The sequence below is a fragment of the Pseudomonas sp. Pseusp49 genome, assembly GCF_059491875.1.
In genome coordinates this window covers 2,838,756-2,855,538 of the sequence record NZ_CP168514.1, presented here as the reverse complement: position 1 = coordinate 2,855,538, position 16,783 = coordinate 2,838,756, and the positions used below count along the sequence as shown (strand labels likewise).

Here is a 16,783-nt window from a genome sequence, read left to right as displayed (position 1 = left end):
TGATAATGATTGATCAGTTTTTAGGTAGGCCTTAAATGACTTCACAGCTCTTCCAGGTTCACGGCCTCGTGAGTTTCACCCTTGCCATCCTCCTGCTTTTCCTCGGCAAAACCCTCGTCCAGCACAACGCCTTTCTCCGTCAATACTGCATCCCCGAATCGGTCGTCGGCGGCTTCGTCTGTGCGGCGGTGACGTCCCTGCTCTACTTCGGCCTGAATATCCAGGTCGAATTCGATCTGCAGGTTCGCGACACCCTGCTGCTCTATTTCTTCGCCGGCATTGGCTTGAAATCGGACATGCGCCAACTGCTCAAGGGTGGGCGCCCGTTGCTGATCCTGCTGTTACTCGCCGCTGTGTTCATTCTCCTGCAGAACTCGCTGGGCATGGGTGTGGCCCAGGCGTTCGGGCTGGATCCCAAGGCGGGCCTGATGGTGGGCTCCATTTCCCTCACGGGCGGCGTGGGCACCACCCTGGCCTGGGCACCGCTTTTCGTCGAGAAACTGGGCATCAGTAACGCCCATGAACTGGGCATCGCCAGCAACACCGTCGGCCTGATTGCCGCTTGTGTCATCGGCGGCCCTATCGCCAACCGACTGATACGTCGTTATCAACTGACGCCGTCCAGGGATGCGGAGCTGGAAGTCGGCATTCTCGAACAACAACCGAGCAAGGCGCTGGACTACTACGACGTGCTCTGGGCGTGGATGTGGCTCAACCTGACCCTGATGCTCGGCTATGGGCTCAACCTGCTGCTGGTCGATGCCGGCGTCACCCTGCCCAAATTTGTCAGCTGTCTGTTCGCGGGCATCGTCATTCACCACCTTGTGCTGGCCTTTGTGGGTGATAAACGCCTGAAAAGCTGGAGCGGCGCCAGCCTGGGTCTGTCGCTGATCTCCGATATCTGCCTGGGCATGTTTTTGACCATGGCCCTGATGGGGCTCCAGCTATGGCAGCTCAGCGGCGCGCTGTTGTTCATTCTGTGTGCGTTGACCCTGCAAATTCTGCTGACGGTCGCCTATACGTATTTTGTGGTCTTCCGCTTCATGGGGCGCGATTACGAAGCCAGCGTGATCGCTTCCGGATTCGGCGGGATCGCCCTCGGCTCCACGGCGACGGCGATCGTCAACATGTCGACCGTGACACAGAAGTACGGCGCGGCGCACCAGGCCTTCCTGATCGTGCCACTGGTTTGTGGTTTTTTCATTGACTTGGTCAATGCCGTGATCATCAGCCTGTTCAGTGGTCTTTAGCGAGCGCCCCTTCGATGCTCGAACGGTCAAGCACACAGGAATGAGTGTGCCTCTGCCTTGATCCTGGACGACCGCGAGATTGTCAATGACTACGTAGTACTCGCGAGGACTCGGCAATACCCTGTCGCGCATCGCACTCAACCCTGCCGGGAATTCCAGTACTTCCATAACCCGGCTGTGACAAGACATCAGCTGCAGGTCCGCCTATAGAGAGGCGGTGAACCGGTGGCGCGGGACAAATCCGCGCTGCCGGCCTGCATGGAACTGCACTTCACTCAATATCCATGGGTATCGCAAAAGTTCTTTTGTTGTTCTGCATCGCCACGAATGTCTTGAACTGCTTGATATTCCCAAAAAAGAAAAGTTCGCGAGTGAGTTGCTCATACTCAGTCATATCCTTGACGTTCAACACCAACAAAAAATCAAAGTCGCCCGTCACGTAATAAACCTGTTGCACTTGCGGGCAACTAACGAAGCGCTTTTTTATCTCATCCAGCAAGTCAAGTCGCTCATTCTCGAGCTTGACTTCGACAATAACGGTAATGGGGCGCCCTACAGCCGCTGGGTCCACAATGCTGACGTTGTATTTTATTACACCTGCAGATTCCAATGCTGCGATTCTTCTATTGACCGCAGAGGGAGACAGGTTCACGCCTTCTGCCAATTCGCGCTGGGAAATCCGATTGTTCTCTTGAAGGAAGCTGAGGATTTTTCGGTCATAGGCATCAAGTTGCATCTTGAGTCTCCTTCGCTTGGGCGAACCCATTACAGCAGAAAAGCGCACTGAACGCTCATTCGTTGCGTAAAGCCCCTCCAATCTCGCACCGCCTCCCCCAACCTGCGCAACAAAATACTGAAAACGCAACGATGATGCATTTGACCACTCGATTTTCGAGCAATCGTGCGCATCCGGCGCATTAGCATCCTTCTATCCCACCTGCCTGTCAGGCAAGGGCTGCGCCTTCAACTGCAAAAAACAATAAGAGCCGAGAAAGCATGATCAAAGCTATCCCAACAGCAATCGCAGCTTTTAGTTTGGTACTGCCCCGCCACCTATCCGATGGGAGTTTCACGATGCATATTGTTCAAGAAAAGTGCACAGACCGAAGTGTCATGTCCAAAGCGGGTCGCCTTCTCGCCATTGGCGCGGCAAGTATTATCCTCAGCGCTCCCCTTGGTATTACCAGCATGGCTAATGCGGCCAGCCTGGCAGAGATCAACAGTCGCGGCACACTCAATGTTGCAACGGAAGACAGCTATTATCCCTTTGAGTTTATCAAGGATGGTGAGTCCGACGGCTTTCACAAGGACGTTATCGCGGAGCTGCGCAAGTACGCAAAATTCAAGGTAAACCAGGACATTATGCCTTGGACCGGCCTGCTGGCCGGTGTCACATCCGGCAAATACGACGCTGCAATCACGGGTGCTGGCGTTACCGAAGAGCGGTTGGGGGCGTTTGATTTCGTTGCACCGGTCGCGCCCGAGGTCTCCTATTACATCAAGCGGGCAGATGACGACCGCATCAAGAATATCTCAAGCCTTTCGGGGATGACCGTGGGTGTGCAGGCCGGTGGTGCCCAACTGGCACGATTGACGCAACTGGATGCAAAACTGAAAGCCTCCGGCGGAGCGATTGGCAAGATTGTGCAGTATCAATCTTACCCGGAGGCGTATGCCGACCTGGCTAATCATCGGCTGGACTACGTCGTCAACTCGATCGTGCCTGCCAACATGCTGGTGAAAGAGCGACCAAAAGTATTTGCCGTTGGCGAGGCCACTTCAAGCATGGGTTATATCGCTTGGCCAGTGGCCAAGGGGAACAAGGAACTACTCGATTACCTGAGTGGTTTTGTTAACCATTTGCGCGAAACCGGCAAACTCGCTGAGCTACAGAAGAAGTGGCTCGGACAATCTTTCGACAACCTGCCCCACGACCCCATTACTTCCGGTGAACAATTTACACAGCTGACGGCGAAATAATCCGAGCGCCTCCATCGTTGGAAAAAACAATTGTCAACGATGGTCAAGTCGGCAACTTATTCTTTTTGACTCGGTAGATATCAAAGAGCCAAAAGACTTGCTCGAAGGACGTACTCAATGGATAGCAGTGACTGGATCACTCTACTTTATGCTGGCTGGACGACCATTTGGGTTTCCGGCGTCTCTATAGTGTTTGGCATTATCCTGGGGCTGGTTGTTGCGATGTTGCGAGCAGCAAAAATCCCTGTCGTCAGTCAGGCTCTCGCTGTGTATGTCAGCTTGATCAGGGCTACACCGATGGTCACCCTGGTTTTATTTCTGTTCGTAATAGCACCTTCTGTTGGTTGGGAAGTCGATGCGAGAGTTGTCGCCATTGCGGCGATGACGATCAATACCACTGCATTTAACGCCGAGATCTGGCGTAGCGCCCTGACGAGCTTCTCGCGTGAACAACTGGAGGCGGCAAAAGCAGCAGGCATGACCACGGGATTGACCCTGCGACGCATCATGCTTCCACAGATGTTGACGACAAGTCTTCCCGGGCTTGTAAATGAAATGTCTCTATTGGTCAAAAGCAGTCCGGCGATAGCGATGATTGGCATCGTGGATTTAACCCGGGTCACCAACCGGATTGCTGCTGTGACCTACGATCCGCTTCCGCCCATCCTCGCGGCAGGCCTTCTTTACATTTTGATCATTGGTGGCCTTGTTCGCTTCCAGCGGATCGCAGATTCGCGCGCCAAGCGCCTGGCCATGTAGGGGACCCCATGAACGGAATTAAAATGCTGTGGGACAACCTGGATGTGTTCTCGGTTGGCCTCCAGAACACACTCATACTCTTTTGCGTATCGGCCGTGTTTTCATTTCTGTTGGCCTGCTTCATCGCCTTCCTGTTAGAAGGACGGGACAATATTCCCAGACGGCTTGTACGTGGGGGATTGGATCTCATGCGGATGCTGCCGTTTCTGATCTTTTTATACCTGCTTTATTACGGCCTTCCTAACGTTGGCATCAGCATGGATGTCTGGTCGGCCGGATTCATTGCATTGATTACTTATCACGGCGCTTATTTCGCCGAGATCCTCCGTGCGGCGAGAACTTCGTTACCTTCTGGCCAGGCAGAAGCTGCATGCGCTCATGGTTTCATCAACGCCAAGATGTATTGGAGAATTTTACTGCCGCAAATGGTGATGCGTTCAGGTCCGCTGTTTGGCAACCAATTAGTCTGCCTGCTAAAGGACACCGCCTTTTTATCGATCATCACCCTGATGGATCTAACGGCCGCGGCATCTGCAGTTCAAGCTAAATACTTCGTTCCGCTGCCACCCTTCATATTTGTGATTGTTCTGTATTGGTCCATCACATTGTGTGTAGAGGCGTTATTACGTCGCCTGGGCCGGCGCGCGCAGAAAAGAGGATTGGTAAATGAATAAGTCAGCTCCAGTCGTTGAAATACGTGACCTGCATAAACACTTCGCCGGTATCGAGGTTCTTCGCGGGATCAATCTCAACGTTGAACGAGGACAAACCGTCAGCGTTTTAGGCTCATCCGGCTCAGGTAAATCCACGATGCTGCGCTGCATCAACTGGCTGGAGGTTCCTGACGGCGGTGAGATTTACATCGGCGGGGATCGCATGGGGGTCAAGAGCGGTGGGGTTAAACCCATGTCAAACCGCGAACTTTCAGCCATGCGCGCTCGAACCGCCATGGTGTTCCAAAGCTTCAATCTCTGGCCGCATCTCACGGTGCTCCAGAATGTTACCGAGGCCCCTGTTCATGTCATGGGTGTTAGCCGAAAGGATGCCAACGATCACGCCGTTGCGCTGCTGGAAAAAGTAGGCCTGTCCCACAAGCACGATGCCTACCCCTGGTCTTTGTCGGGTGGACAACGACAACGCGTGGCTATTGCCAGAGCCTTGGCGATGAACCCTGAAGTCATTTTGTTCGATGAGCCGACCTCTGCTCTCGATCCGGAGCTTGTAGGTGAAGTCCTTGCAGTGATGCGCTCGCTGGCCGAGGACGGTTTCACCATGGTCATCGTCACTCATGAAATGGAGTTTGCGCGCGCCGTATCAAATGAAGTGGTCTTCATTGAAAAAGGACAGATCATTGAACGGGCTGCACCGGAAAAATTCTTCACGAATTCAGACAGTGAACGCGTACGTCAGTTTTTAGGGCGCTACAGAACGACGAGCGCATGACGGACCATGCCACTCGCTGATATTGCACCCAAAGCAACGCCATCCGCGCCCATCCACACGCCACTTCTCAATGAGTTACAAGGAACCGGTATGTTATTCGTAAATCCTCGCGCCTCTCGTTGCCCTTATCCTGCCGACCTCAAGGAAGTCATGAGCGTCGGCTCAGCACATGAATCACGAGACTGGCTATCGAGTTGGGAGCATCTGAGCCAGGACGCAACGCCGCTGTGGGAGCTTCCCGGCATTGCAACGGAGCTTGGTGTCGCCCGGTTTTGGGTCAAGGATGAATCGACACGCTCACCCTTGGCCAGCTTCAAGGCACTCGGTGCCCCCATCGCGTTGATCAGGCTGATTGTGCGTCTCATGCCCCAGGAGTCCTTCGACCCCAAAGGGCTTATTACCGGCAGGTATCGGGAACGCCTTCGTGACTTCACCGTTATCAGTGCCACCGACGGAAATCATGGCCGGGCCCTGGCTGCCGCCGCTCAAAGCGTCGGCTGCAAATGCGTCATCGTCTTGCACGCCAATGTGAGTGCCGAGCGCGAGGCTGCCATTGCGGCGTACGGTGCTCGCATTATCCGTATTGAGGGCAACTACGATGAGTCTGTCGAGCATACGGCCAAGGTTGCTGAACAGAATGGATGGCCCGTCGTCTCCGATACGTCATACGAAGGTTACGAGATTGTCCCTCGTGATGTGATGCAGGGTTACGGCACCATCGCCGCCGAACTGATAGAGCAAACCACGGGGGATACCACGGCGCCCTGCCCCTTTACCCACGTCTTCCTGCAGGGGGGCGTTGGCGGATTGGCCGCCGGGATCAGCAGCTATCTCTGGGAAATTTATCAAGACCAACGACCTGCATTCGTGATGGTCGAACCCCGGCAAGCCGATTGCCTTTATCAAAGCGCGGTTCAGGGTCGTCCTGCCAAAGCGACAGGCTCGGTAGATTCCGTCATGGCGGGTTTGGCCTGTGGTGAAACCTCTCCCCTCGCCTGGCGATTCCTGGAGCCGAGCATCGATTTCTTTTTGACCATTGCTGACCACGAAGCTGTAACCGCGATGCGCAAGCTCGCTCAAGGGAGCGCAAAGGATATTCCCATCGTTGCCGGTGAGTCGGGGGTGGCCGGTCTGGCGGCTGTTCAACTACTGGTGCGCGATCCAGAAGCAGCCAGAAAAATCGGCCTCAACAGTGACTCTCGCATCCTGATCATCAGTACCGAAGGTGCTACTGCACCGACAGTGTACGAAAGCCTGGTGGGTGAATCCGACGAAGCAGTGATCGACCGCCAGCGCCAATGGCAGAAACAAAAACATCTGTGATTCGAAGAGAGAAGGAGCACCTCCAGTGATCAACCAAGACGAATTCCACGCACAGCTTGTGAGCTGGCGTCATCACTTGCACCAACACCCCGAGGTCGGCTTCGAAGAGCTGCAAACCTCAAACTACGTTGCCGATGCGCTCACCTCTATGGGCCTGGAAGTTCACCGAGGTATTGGTGGCACGGGGTTGGTCGCGAGTCTGAAGATCGGTGATAGCCCGGCGGTCGTAGGCTTGCGTGCCGATATGGATGCACTGCATATCCATGAAGATGCGCCGGGACGCGATCACGCCTCCGTATCCGCCGGGAAGATGCATGCCTGCGGTCACGACGGCCACATGACGATGATCCTCGGAGCCGCGCGGCTATTGACCGAAAGTCGCGATTTCAATGGCACCGTGCGTTTCATTTTCCAGCCCGCCGAAGAACACGGCTGTGGTGCAAAAGCGATGATCGCCGATGGTCTGTTTGAGCGTTTTCCTGTTGATGCGATCTACGGTGCTCACAACATGCCCGGGCTCCCCGCTGGATCGATCGCGACTCGCTCAGGGGGGATCATGGCCAGTGAAGATAACTTCGTTATCCGAATCAAAGGCCAGGGGACCCATGCGGCACGACCTCACATGGGGGTTGACCCAATCGTCATTGCGGCGGAAGTGGTGTTGGCGTTGCAGACCATCATTTCCCGAAACCTCGACCCGAGCGTTCCGGCGGTGATTTCGTGCACAGAGTTCATCACTGATGGAATCCGCAATGCGATTCCAACCCATGTTGTGATCAAGGGCGACACTCGCAGCTATGCACCCGACGTCCAGTCCATGCTGGAAACGCGGATGCGAGAAGTTGCAGAAGGTATTTGCAGGCTCCATGGCGCTTCCTGCGAATTCGAATACTCCCATGAGTTCGCACCGACGGTGAACTGGGCGCAGTGCACCCCCATCGCTGTTGCTGCCGCGACAAAAATCGTTGGCGCAGACAAGGTGAATGCTGACATCCAGCCGATGATGATCTCGGAGGATTTCGGTGCATTCCTTCAAGTCGTCCCCGGAAATTTTGTGTTCATCGGCAACGGCGAAAAGGCGGATGAAGGGGGTATTCCCCTCCACAACGCCAAATACGATTTCAACGACAATGTACTGACCACCGGTGCGCATTATTTCGCTGAGGTGGCCCGCACTGCCCTGTCTGCGGGATAGGCAAGAAGAGGACAGCACTGTGACGTGCTGTCCTCTCGCAAGGGCCTGAGAGCGGCTACCGCTTTAAAGTATCGAGCGTATGGTTCCACCTTCAATGCGCATGGCCATGCCGTTGAGCGCCGGCGATGCTGCCAGGTGCAGGACGCTGCAGGCCACCTCTTCGGGCTCGATCATGCGTCTGATCAGGGATGTCGGTTCGGTCTCGTCAAAATAGTCGTGTACCACCTGTTGCGCCGAGATGCCCTTCTCTTCTGCGATTTCCCGGTGATAGCGCTTGACCGCCTCGGTGTAGGTAGGCCCGGGGAGTATCGAGTTGACGCGCACCGCAGTGCCCTTGGTCAACTCCGCCAAAGCTCTGGAGATACCCAGCAGACAGGTTTTCATCGCGCCATAGTGAACCATCCACGGCTGTGGCTTGACGGCTGACTCACTGCTGATAAAGACAATCGACCCATGTCCGCGATCGAGCATGTCCTTCATGACAAGGCGCGTCATGCGCACACCGCTCATGACATTGACGTTGAAGTAATGAAACCACTGGGCATCGTCTGTTTCGAAAAAATCCCTGACCTCGAATATCCCGACATTATTGATCAGGAAGTCGATCGGGCCGGACTCCAGGGCCATGTTGACCAGGCGCTCCGCCGCTCCGTCCTGCGTCAGATCGGCAACCAGGCCCCTGCTGGACTCGCCCAGTTCTTCAACCGCCGCATTCACTTCGTCCGCCAATAGCCCGCTAATGACAACCTTTGCACCTTCGAGAATGAAGCGTTGGGCGATGGCCTTGCCAATGCCTGTCGCCCCGCCTGTGATGAGTGCGGTTTTGCCAGTCAGTTGATAATCCATGAAAGCGGCCTTGTTTGTTGTTATGCGTAAAATCTTGCCCCAGGCTCGGGCTGAAGTCTTTCAAGGGTTGCAGAAGACTGTTTTAACAAAACTCTGAAAATGGCTGCTTGACCTGCCGTCATTAAGGTCTGAGATGCGGGCCAATCCTTTCCAACAGAAAATCAATAAAAACCCTGACGCGATGGGGTAGTTGCTGTCCCGGGCCGATAAACACCGCATGAATCGCCTCGGTTTCACCGCTGTTGAATGGCTCCAGCAGCGGTATCAAACGCCCCGACTCGATATCGGCATTAATATGGAAGCTCGCGAGTCGAGCGATACCCAATCCCGCCAGCGCAGACTGGCGCATGCTCTCGCCATCGCTGAGCAAGGCATTGCCTTTGGGTTCAATCTCGATGCGCTGGCCCTCGGCGTCGCGATAAACCCAGGCCTGCGAATGACGATGAAAACCAAAGCTCAGCCGATTATGTCGTTGCAGGTCATCCAGGGTTTTCGGCTGACCGTATCGTGCGATGTACGCCGGTGACGCCACCGTGATCATTCGGCTTTCACCCAGTCGACGCTGAACCAGGCTCGACTCCTTCATCGGTCCGGTACGTATCGCGACATCCGCGCGTCGTTCCAGTAGATCCACAACGGTATCGGTCAACTCCACGTTCAGGGTGATGTCCGGGTAAGCCGCCAGAAAATCAGGCAATTGCGGTAACAAGCAATGCAGGCCAAAGGGAAGGTTGGCATTGACCTGAATCAACCCGCTAGGTTTGGCCACATTGGCAACATCACGCTCGGCGGAGTCAATCAGCTCAAGTATCCGCAGGCACTCATTGTTGAATCGCTCGCCTTCGGCCGTGAGCTCGAGGCGTCGAGTGGAGCGATGAAGTAAACGCGCACCCAGCCGCGTCTCCAATCGGGCGATCAACTTGCTCACCGCCGAGGGCGACATGTGCAGAAGCCGGGCAGCCTCGGAAAAGGTGCCTGCGTTGACGACTCGGGTGAACACTTCCATTTCGCCAGAGCGGTTGATGTCTTTGAGATTTAGCATGAACTGTATTCACAGATACTTGTAGTTAGAGCAGTCTAGCTCACAAACGGACCCCATCGTATCGTGAAGAGATTCCTTAACCAGGAATGACCGCGGCTTTGTTTCAAGTAGAGGCCGGGCAAACTCAAGATGCGAAGGAGACAGAACATTGAAAATTTTCGTTACCGGTGTGACCGGTTACATCGGCGGTTCGATTGCCAAATACCTGGTAGATGCGGGTCATGAAGTCACTGGCCTGCTGCGTAATCCGGAACAGCGCAGTGCGCTGCTGGCACTGGGCATCACCCCTGTGCTCGGCACCCTGGATGACGCGTTCATTCTTAGCGAACAGGCGCGTGCTGCAGACGCGGTCGTGAATGCGGCCAATTCGGATCATCTGGCCTCGGTTCAAACCTTTATCAGCGCCCTGAGCGGTAGCGGAAAAGTGCTGCTGCATACCTCAGGCTCCAGTGTTGTGGGGGACGATGCTCGCGGTGCTTATGAGCGTGCCGAGATCTTCACCGACGAGACGCCATTCACCCCCATGGACATCCGCAAGGATCGGGTTCACATCAACCAGACCGTGCGGCGCGCAGGTGTCGAACAAGGTATCCGCAGCATCGTGTTTTGCCCGACCATGATCTACGGTGAATCATTGGGATTGCCGGCAAAAAGCGATCAACTGCCCAAGCTGTTCGCGCAATCGCGCAAATATGGCGCCGGGGCCTACATGGGTGCCGGAGTACATCGCTGGTCCAACGTGCACATTGAAGATCTGGCAGAGCTTTATCGCCTTGCAATCGAAAAGGCTCCATCGGCCTCGTTGTTCTTCGCCGAAAACGGCGAAGCATCGTTCCTCGAAATCGCTACGTCGATCAGCAAATCACTTGGCTTTGGCGGCGAGATTCAAAGCTGGCCGGCTGATGATGCCATCGCCAAACTTGGAGATTGGGCGCGTTTTGCCATCGGCTCCAACAGCCGCGTGCGGGCAGTCAATGCGCGTACTCTGCTTGGCTGGAAGCCAAAGCGCGAATCGATTTTGCAGTGGATCGAAAACAGCGGAGTGCAATGGTAGTAACCGCTGACTGTCGAGATTCTGAAAGCTCACTTCGGTGAGCTTTTTTATGGGCTGGCGAATGCTGTTTCCAGGCAAATCCCACCCATAAAAAAACGTGCAACCAGGGTGATCGTCAATGAAGACCCTCGTTGCACGCCAGGCCCATTAAGCCTAAAGGGGAAATTCGTTATGGCGTTACTGCCGGTCAGTCATGTGGGAGCGAACCTGCTCGCGAAAGCGATGTATGCGTCGAATCATCGGCGACTGACACACCATCGCGAGCAGGCTCGCCCCCACCCGATATCAAGGCTTAACCCAACACCTCCCGCGCCACGCTTTCGATGCCCGCCGCATCCAGCCGGTAATGCCGATAGAGGTGAGTCGGCGGCGCAATGAGGCTGTACTCGTCGTAAATCCCATGGCGTCGCACTTTGACGCCAATACCTTCTTCGGCGATGACTTCACACACGGCGCCACCCAGACCGCCAATGATGTTGTGTTCTTCAACGGTAAGAATGGACCGGCTGTTGCGCGCAGCCGTCAATACCGCTTCACGGTCCAATGGCTTGATGGTGGTCATATCGATCACGCCTACCGAGCGCCCCGCAGCATTCAAGGCTCGCGCCGCTTCAAGGGCGGGGTGAACCGTGGAGCCGGTCGCGATGATGGTCAGTTCATCGCCCGTCAGGTGCACGGTTGCCTTGCCAAAGACAAAGTCCGGAACGGTTTCATACACCACCGGATCACGCCCGCGCTGGATGCGGAAGTAGATCGGTTGCGGGTAGTTGGCCGAAGCCAGGATCGCCGCCTTGAGCTGATTGCCATCGGCTGGAGCAACCACCGTGATATCGGCAATCGAACGCATGATCGCCAGGTCCTCGGTGGCGTGGTGCGAGGTGCCGTAGAAGCCCAGGGAAATCCCGGCGTGGTGGCCGATCAGGCGCACCGGCAAGGCTGAATACGCGACGTCCATACGGATCTGCTCGCAGCACAGCAATGGCAGGAAGGACGCAAAGGTCGCTACGAACGGCTTCATGCCTACTGCGGCCATCCCGGCCGCGGCAGATACCATGTTCTGTTCGGAAATACCGAACTGCACGAATTTCTCTGGATGCAGTTCGGCAAATTTAGAAAGGCCGTTGGAGTACTGAAGGTCGGCGGTTCCGGCAACGATTGGCTCGCCCCGTTCGACCAGTTCGATCAGGGCATCCGACAAGGCATTCAAGCTCGGTGTCTGGCTGTTCAGTTCCCGGTACTGCCAGGAGTTGTTCGACAGAGGTGCGGTATTCATGAGTTAGATCACCTTGCTTTTGATTTCGTCGATAGCACGCTGCGCATCTTCGGGATCGAGATACCCCAGGTGCCAACCCGGCTCGGTTTCCATGTAGGAAACCCCTTTGCCCTTGACCGTATTGGCGATGACGCACACCGGCTGTGTGCGCGTCGTGTCGGCTTTGAGGCGGCGCAACAGGCTGGTGACGGCAGCGAGATCATGGCCATCCACCACGTGGGTCTCCCAACCGAAAGCAATCCACTTGTCCGCCAACGGCTCGATACCGATGACGTCATCGACATTACCGTCGAGCTGATAGCCATTGCGGTCGATGATTGCCACCAGGTTTGCAGTCTTGTGGTGGGCCGCCGACAGTGCCGCCTCCCATACTTGCCCTTCCTGCATTTCCCCGTCGCCGAGCATCACGTAAGTGGTGAACGACTTGCCCAGCATCCGCCCGGCCAGGGCCATGCCCAAGCCGCCGGACAGGGCATGACCGATGGAACCGGAGGAGAAATCCACACCGGGGACTTTGCGCATATCAGGGTGGTCGCCCAGGGGATTACCGAGACGCGTGTAGTTGTCGAGGATTTCTTTGGCGAAGAAGCCCCACTCCACCAACACTGGAAACAACCCGACGGCCGCATGCCCCTTACCCATCATGAAACGGTCACGGTCGGGCCATTTTGGCTCGGCGAACCGCAGGTCCATCACGTCGTAATACAACGCGGCGAACAACTCGGCGGCAGAGAACACTGAGGTGTAGTGGCCGACCTTGGCGATCTCGATCAGCCGGATGGTTTCCAGGCGAATGAACTGGGCCTTCTCCCGCAGTCGAGACAATTCGTTCTCGGTCAGTTCAAAAGCGTGATCCGCGCTTTCGCGGAAATTCGTCAAATCAGTCATATGTCGTGTCCAGGCGCAATACCAGAGTTTCGGCCGCATCCGCGACGCGGCCGCACATAAGCCCAGCGCAATCGGGCGATTACTGCGCTTTCAAGCGTGGCGTCATGTAGTCGTTGAGGCGCGGCATGACCTGCTGCGCGGTCAGCTGCATCGAGCGCCGCCACAGCGCTTCGTCGTCCCACTCGTGGAAGGTGGTCATCAAGGTGCCGAACGGCCCGGTCTGCTCACTGAACGCGACCAGTTGCTCGGTGACGGAATTGACGTCGCCGTAAATCACCATTTCCTTGATGCAGTGGTCGACCGTCACATCCTCGTCGGTCATGTCGGGGCGGGTCTTGAAGATCTTGGTGTAATGGTTGGTGGCCAGGTTATCGATCATGTAGTCGAAGTAGCGCCGCAGCGTGCAGCTCTCTTGCGCCAGATAGTCTTCGGCCTGGGCCTGGGAGTCGGCAACGAACACCGAACGGGCCACTCGCCAATTATTGGCATCGGCCTTGATCCCGGCACTTTCCGCGCCCTGACAGTAAGCCAGCCAATGGGAAGCCACCGTTGCCGTCGGGTTGAAGTTGGCGGACATCAGGTCCCAATCCCTGGCGCCCGCAAGTTTTGCGGTGCCGGAAAACGGACTCATGGCCGTGGTTGCTACCCGAGGAAACGGCTTCTGGAATGGCGTCGGCATGTAGCCGATCTCCAGTTCGTGGTGCACCGATTCCTTGAGGCTGACCTGGTAGTGCTGCGAGGAAAAATCATAGGGCGCGCCCGAGTTCCAGATCGCACGGATCATCTCGTAGCACTCCACCATCATCTGCCCGCGATCCTTGCCGTTGCTGCCGTACACCTCGAAGTCGGAAGCCAGCCCACCCGGGCCGATGCCCATGATGAAACGCCCCTTGGACATGTGGTCGAACATCGCGGCATCGGCGGCGATTCGCGCCGGGAAATGGTGCGGTAGATTCAGCACTCCGGTGCACAGTTTCATGCGTTGGGTAAGCGGAATCAGGGTGGACAGAAATTGCAGTGCATTGGTAATCGGCTCGGTGCGCTGTGAGGTATGTTCACCGACCCAAAGCTCATCAAAACCGACGCTGTCGGCATGGACGGCACACGCGATGTCCTGATCGTACATCTCGTGATAGTCCCAGCCCTTGTGATGAAGTGGCTGCATGAACATGGCGAGTTTCATGTCGTTCTCCTGCTGTTTTCAGTGACCGGTGCACAGCGAAACTGTTTTCGCTGCACACCGTTTTCATGACGAGCGCTCGTTTCGCAGGCGTGCCAGTGCCCGCGCTGCAAGTCGCAACGTTCAAGGAATGGGTTAAATATCCGGGGCGATTGACGCGTGACTTCAGCGCGTACAACTCACCCTCAAATGCGTTGTTTGTGCTTCAACTTCCGTGCAGCAACCAGCCGCCGTCCACCAGCAAATCGATGCCCGTCACATAGGACGACAGCGGCGAAACCAGGAACAGCACGGCATCGGCGATCTCCCAGGGCTCGGCCGCCCGCCCCAAACCGATGTTGCCCAGCACGTTGTTCTGCCGGTGCTGTTCGAGCAGTTCCGGCGCCAGGTTGCCCGGCGTCGCGGTCAAGCCCGGAGAGATCGAATTGACCCGAATGTTGAAGGCACTCAAGTCCTTCGCCAGGCTCCGGGTCATGGCCAGAACCGCGCCCTTTGAAGCGTCATAGGTGCAGTGATTGGCCATGGGTCGGTGAGCGCAAATCGACGACAGATTGACGATCGCCCCGGCGCTTTTCTGCCGGCGCATTTGTCGTTGTGCGGCCTGAGCGCCCAGAAACACCGCCCGCGTATTGATCGCGTGGACTGCGTCCCAGAAACCCGCATCGATGTCATCAACCGCCTGGAGCGGGTAGACGCCAGCGTTATTGACCCAGATATCCAGGCCACCGAAACGCTCGATCGCGGTGTCCGCCAACCCTTGAATGTCACTCGGACGACTGACATCGGTGGCGTGAAAGTCCACGGCGAAACCGGCCTCGATCAGTTCGCCGCTGCGCTCCGGCGCCAGACTGCCGATCAGTACATTGGCCCCTGCTTCGGCCAGGCGCCGACTGATGGCGAAGCCGATGCCGTTGCTGCCGCCGGTGACAACGGCGGTTTTTCCGGACAAATCCAGCAGTTCGGCAAAGGGCCGATACGGCAGTGCCTGGTACGGATTCGACATGTTTGCTCCTCCTCGATTAATCCCCGTCATCAAGCGGTGGCCAGGGTCATGATGCTGTCGGGGGCAATCTGCGGCCGATGCAGAATGCCCTGGGAACAGCCGCGCGCCATGACCATGACCCGATGGGACAGACCGATGACTTCCTCCAGGTCGGAACTGACGACAATCACTGACACCCCGGTTTTAGCCAGATTGATGATCAGCTCGTAAATCGCCGCGCGTGCGCCCATGTCGATGCCTCGGGTCGGCTCATCGAGGATGATGACTTTCGGATTGCGCGCGATCCATTTGGCGATCACCACTTTCTGCTGGTTGCCGCCGGACAACTTGTCGAGCATCTGCCCCGCCACGCCCTTGATCCCCAGCGTCGCAATGCGTTCACGAGCGAATGCCGCTACCCGGTGATTGGCCATGACGCCGCAAGAGCTGAGACTATCCAGATTGCAGTAGGCCAGGTTCTCGGCAATCGTCTGGCTCAGCACCACGCCTTCGGATTTGCGGTCCTCCGGGATCAGCACGACACCGGCATGGATCGCCGCCAGCACGTTATTGGCTGGCAGTGTCCGATCCCCCAGCATCACCCTGCCCTGGCTCAACGCACTCAACCCGGCGATCGCCTGAACCAGCTCCGTTCGACCGGCGCCGACGATACCGGCAATGCCGAAAATCTCCCCGGCCTTCACTGAAAATGACACATCGTGAAAGCGCCCCGCCTTGTCCGACAGATGCTCGACGCTCAATACCGACGCATCCCCTGGGGTCGGCAACTCCGGAAACAAACGGTCGATCGGGCGCCCCACCATCTGCGACACCAGGACGCCGACATCGGCCTTTCCGCTGTCGTGACGAGCGATCAGGTGACCATCGCGCATGACCACGACCTTGTCGGCGATCCGCGCGATCTCGTCCATGCGATGACTGATGTAGATGAAGGACACGCCCTCCTTCTTCAGTTCCTCGATCTGTTTGAACAGCAGGTCGGTTTCGTCCTTGCCCAGGGCTGCGGTCGGCTCGTCGAGAATCAACAGACGCGAGTTGAGCGTCAGGGCCCGGGCGATTTCCACCAGCTGCTGGGCGGCGATTTTCAGTTGCCGCACCGGTGTGTCCGGCGAGATATCCAGACCCAGGCGCCGCAGTTGCGTCTCTGTTTCACGGAACATCTTCTTGCGGTCGATGATGCCGTCGCGGGTCGGCAGATGACCGAGGAAAACGTTCTCCGCCACGCTCAGGTCAGGCAGCAGGTGGACTTCCTGATGGATCATGTTGATCCCCAGCGCCATCGCAGCCCCCGGTCCACTCGGCGCGTAGGGTTCACCGGCCAGGAACATCGTGCCTTTGGACGGCGTCAGTGCGCCGGCGACGATGGAGGAAAAGGTCGATTTACCCGCGCCGTTTTCCCCCAGCAATGCCACCACTTCTCCATAGCCGATATCGAGGCTGATATCTTCCAGCACCCTGACCGAGTTGAATGACTTGCCGATGTTGCTTGCACGGAACAACGGCGCCTGGGTGGTATTGATCGCACTCATGACTTGCCCTCCCTTCAC

Annotated in this window: 16 protein-coding genes; 8 read left to right on the top strand and 8 right to left on the bottom strand. The window is 56.7% G+C overall.

Annotated elements, in window-relative coordinates:
• Nucleotides 1-35 precede the first annotated feature (35 nt).
• Nucleotides 36-1,250 carry a sodium/glutamate symporter gene (gene gltS, locus ACEN83_RS12950; protein ID WP_495580524.1) on the top strand — a complete coding sequence of 405 codons (1,215 nt, stop codon included), beginning with the start codon at nt 36-38 and terminating at the stop codon, nt 1,248-1,250.
• Between the two features lie 271 nt (nt 1,251-1,521).
• Here gltS and ACEN83_RS12945 read toward each other — a convergent pair whose 3' ends face one another.
• Nucleotides 1,522-1,986: an Lrp/AsnC family transcriptional regulator gene (locus ACEN83_RS12945; protein WP_007979515.1), complete on the bottom strand. Its 465-nt coding sequence runs from the start codon at nt 1,984-1,986 to the stop codon at nt 1,522-1,524.
• 260 nt (nt 1,987-2,246) lie between these two features.
• On the opposite strand from ACEN83_RS12945, the gene ACEN83_RS12940 reads away from it, so the two are divergent.
• From ACEN83_RS12940 to ACEN83_RS12915, 6 genes are all read left to right on the top strand, one after another.
• A complete protein-coding gene (locus ACEN83_RS12940; protein ID WP_495580523.1) occupies nt 2,247-3,230 on the top strand; it encodes a transporter substrate-binding domain-containing protein in 984 nt (327 codons plus the stop codon).
• A gap of 117 nt (nt 3,231-3,347) precedes the next feature.
• On the top strand, nt 3,348-3,989 hold the full coding sequence (locus tag ACEN83_RS12935) for an amino acid ABC transporter permease (RefSeq protein WP_007979518.1): 642 nt from the start codon (nt 3,348-3,350) through the stop codon (nt 3,987-3,989).
• An 8-nt stretch (nt 3,990-3,997) separates the two neighbouring features.
• Nucleotides 3,998-4,663, top strand: a complete 666-nt coding sequence (locus tag ACEN83_RS12930) for an amino acid ABC transporter permease (protein WP_116582746.1) — start codon at nt 3,998-4,000, stop codon at nt 4,661-4,663.
• On the top strand, nt 4,656-5,432 hold the full coding sequence (locus ACEN83_RS12925) for an amino acid ABC transporter ATP-binding protein (protein WP_495580522.1): 777 nt from the start codon (nt 4,656-4,658) through the stop codon (nt 5,430-5,432). The genes ACEN83_RS12930 and ACEN83_RS12925 overlap by 8 nt, the downstream gene beginning before the upstream one ends.
• Nucleotides 5,433-5,522: 90 nt before the next feature.
• The gene (locus tag ACEN83_RS12920) at nt 5,523-6,755 is read left to right on the top strand and encodes a diaminopropionate ammonia-lyase (protein ID WP_495580521.1); all 1,233 of its coding nucleotides are present in this window, start codon (nt 5,523-5,525) and stop codon (nt 6,753-6,755) included.
• Between the two features lie 25 nt (nt 6,756-6,780).
• The gene (locus ACEN83_RS12915; protein WP_495580520.1) at nt 6,781-7,950 is read left to right on the top strand and encodes a M20 aminoacylase family protein; all 1,170 of its coding nucleotides are present in this window, start codon (nt 6,781-6,783) and stop codon (nt 7,948-7,950) included.
• A 63-nt stretch (nt 7,951-8,013) separates the two neighbouring features.
• Here the strand turns inward: ACEN83_RS12915 and ACEN83_RS12910 are convergent, their stop codons facing one another.
• Entirely contained in the window at nt 8,014-8,796 is a 783-nt protein-coding gene (locus ACEN83_RS12910) for an SDR family NAD(P)-dependent oxidoreductase (RefSeq protein ID WP_495580519.1), read from the bottom strand.
• A gap of 121 nt (nt 8,797-8,917) precedes the next feature.
• On the bottom strand, nt 8,918-9,838 hold the full coding sequence (locus tag ACEN83_RS12905; RefSeq protein ID WP_007979530.1) for a LysR family transcriptional regulator: 921 nt from the start codon (nt 9,836-9,838) through the stop codon (nt 8,918-8,920).
• A 148-nt stretch (nt 9,839-9,986) separates the two neighbouring features.
• Here ACEN83_RS12905 and ACEN83_RS12900 point away from each other — a divergent pair, with 148 nt between their 5' ends.
• Nucleotides 9,987-10,892: an NAD-dependent epimerase/dehydratase family protein gene (locus ACEN83_RS12900; protein WP_116582740.1), complete on the top strand. Its 906-nt coding sequence runs from the start codon at nt 9,987-9,989 to the stop codon at nt 10,890-10,892.
• 292 nt (nt 10,893-11,184) lie between these two features.
• Here ACEN83_RS12900 and ACEN83_RS12895 read toward each other — a convergent pair whose 3' ends face one another.
• The 5 genes from ACEN83_RS12895 to ACEN83_RS12875 all read right to left on the bottom strand — a co-directional run bounded on the left by ACEN83_RS12895 (nt 11,185) and on the right by ACEN83_RS12875 (nt 16,765).
• Nucleotides 11,185-12,165 (bottom strand): transketolase family protein, encoded by a 981-nt coding sequence (locus ACEN83_RS12895; RefSeq protein ID WP_495580518.1) that lies wholly within the window; start codon nt 12,163-12,165, stop codon nt 11,185-11,187.
• Between the two features lie 3 nt (nt 12,166-12,168).
• Nucleotides 12,169-13,053 (bottom strand): transketolase, encoded by an 885-nt coding sequence (locus ACEN83_RS12890; RefSeq protein ID WP_007979537.1) that lies wholly within the window; start codon nt 13,051-13,053, stop codon nt 12,169-12,171.
• Nucleotides 13,054-13,132: 79 nt separating this feature from the next.
• Entirely contained in the window at nt 13,133-14,236 is a 1,104-nt protein-coding gene (locus tag ACEN83_RS12885) for an LLM class flavin-dependent oxidoreductase (RefSeq protein WP_495580517.1), read from the bottom strand.
• 202 nt (nt 14,237-14,438) lie between these two features.
• Nucleotides 14,439-15,236, bottom strand: a complete 798-nt coding sequence (locus tag ACEN83_RS12880; RefSeq protein ID WP_495580516.1) for an SDR family NAD(P)-dependent oxidoreductase — start codon at nt 15,234-15,236, stop codon at nt 14,439-14,441.
• Between the two features lie 29 nt (nt 15,237-15,265).
• Nucleotides 15,266-16,765, bottom strand: a complete 1,500-nt coding sequence (locus tag ACEN83_RS12875; protein ID WP_495580515.1) for a sugar ABC transporter ATP-binding protein — start codon at nt 16,763-16,765, stop codon at nt 15,266-15,268.
• Between the last annotated feature and the right edge of the window lie 18 nt (nt 16,766-16,783).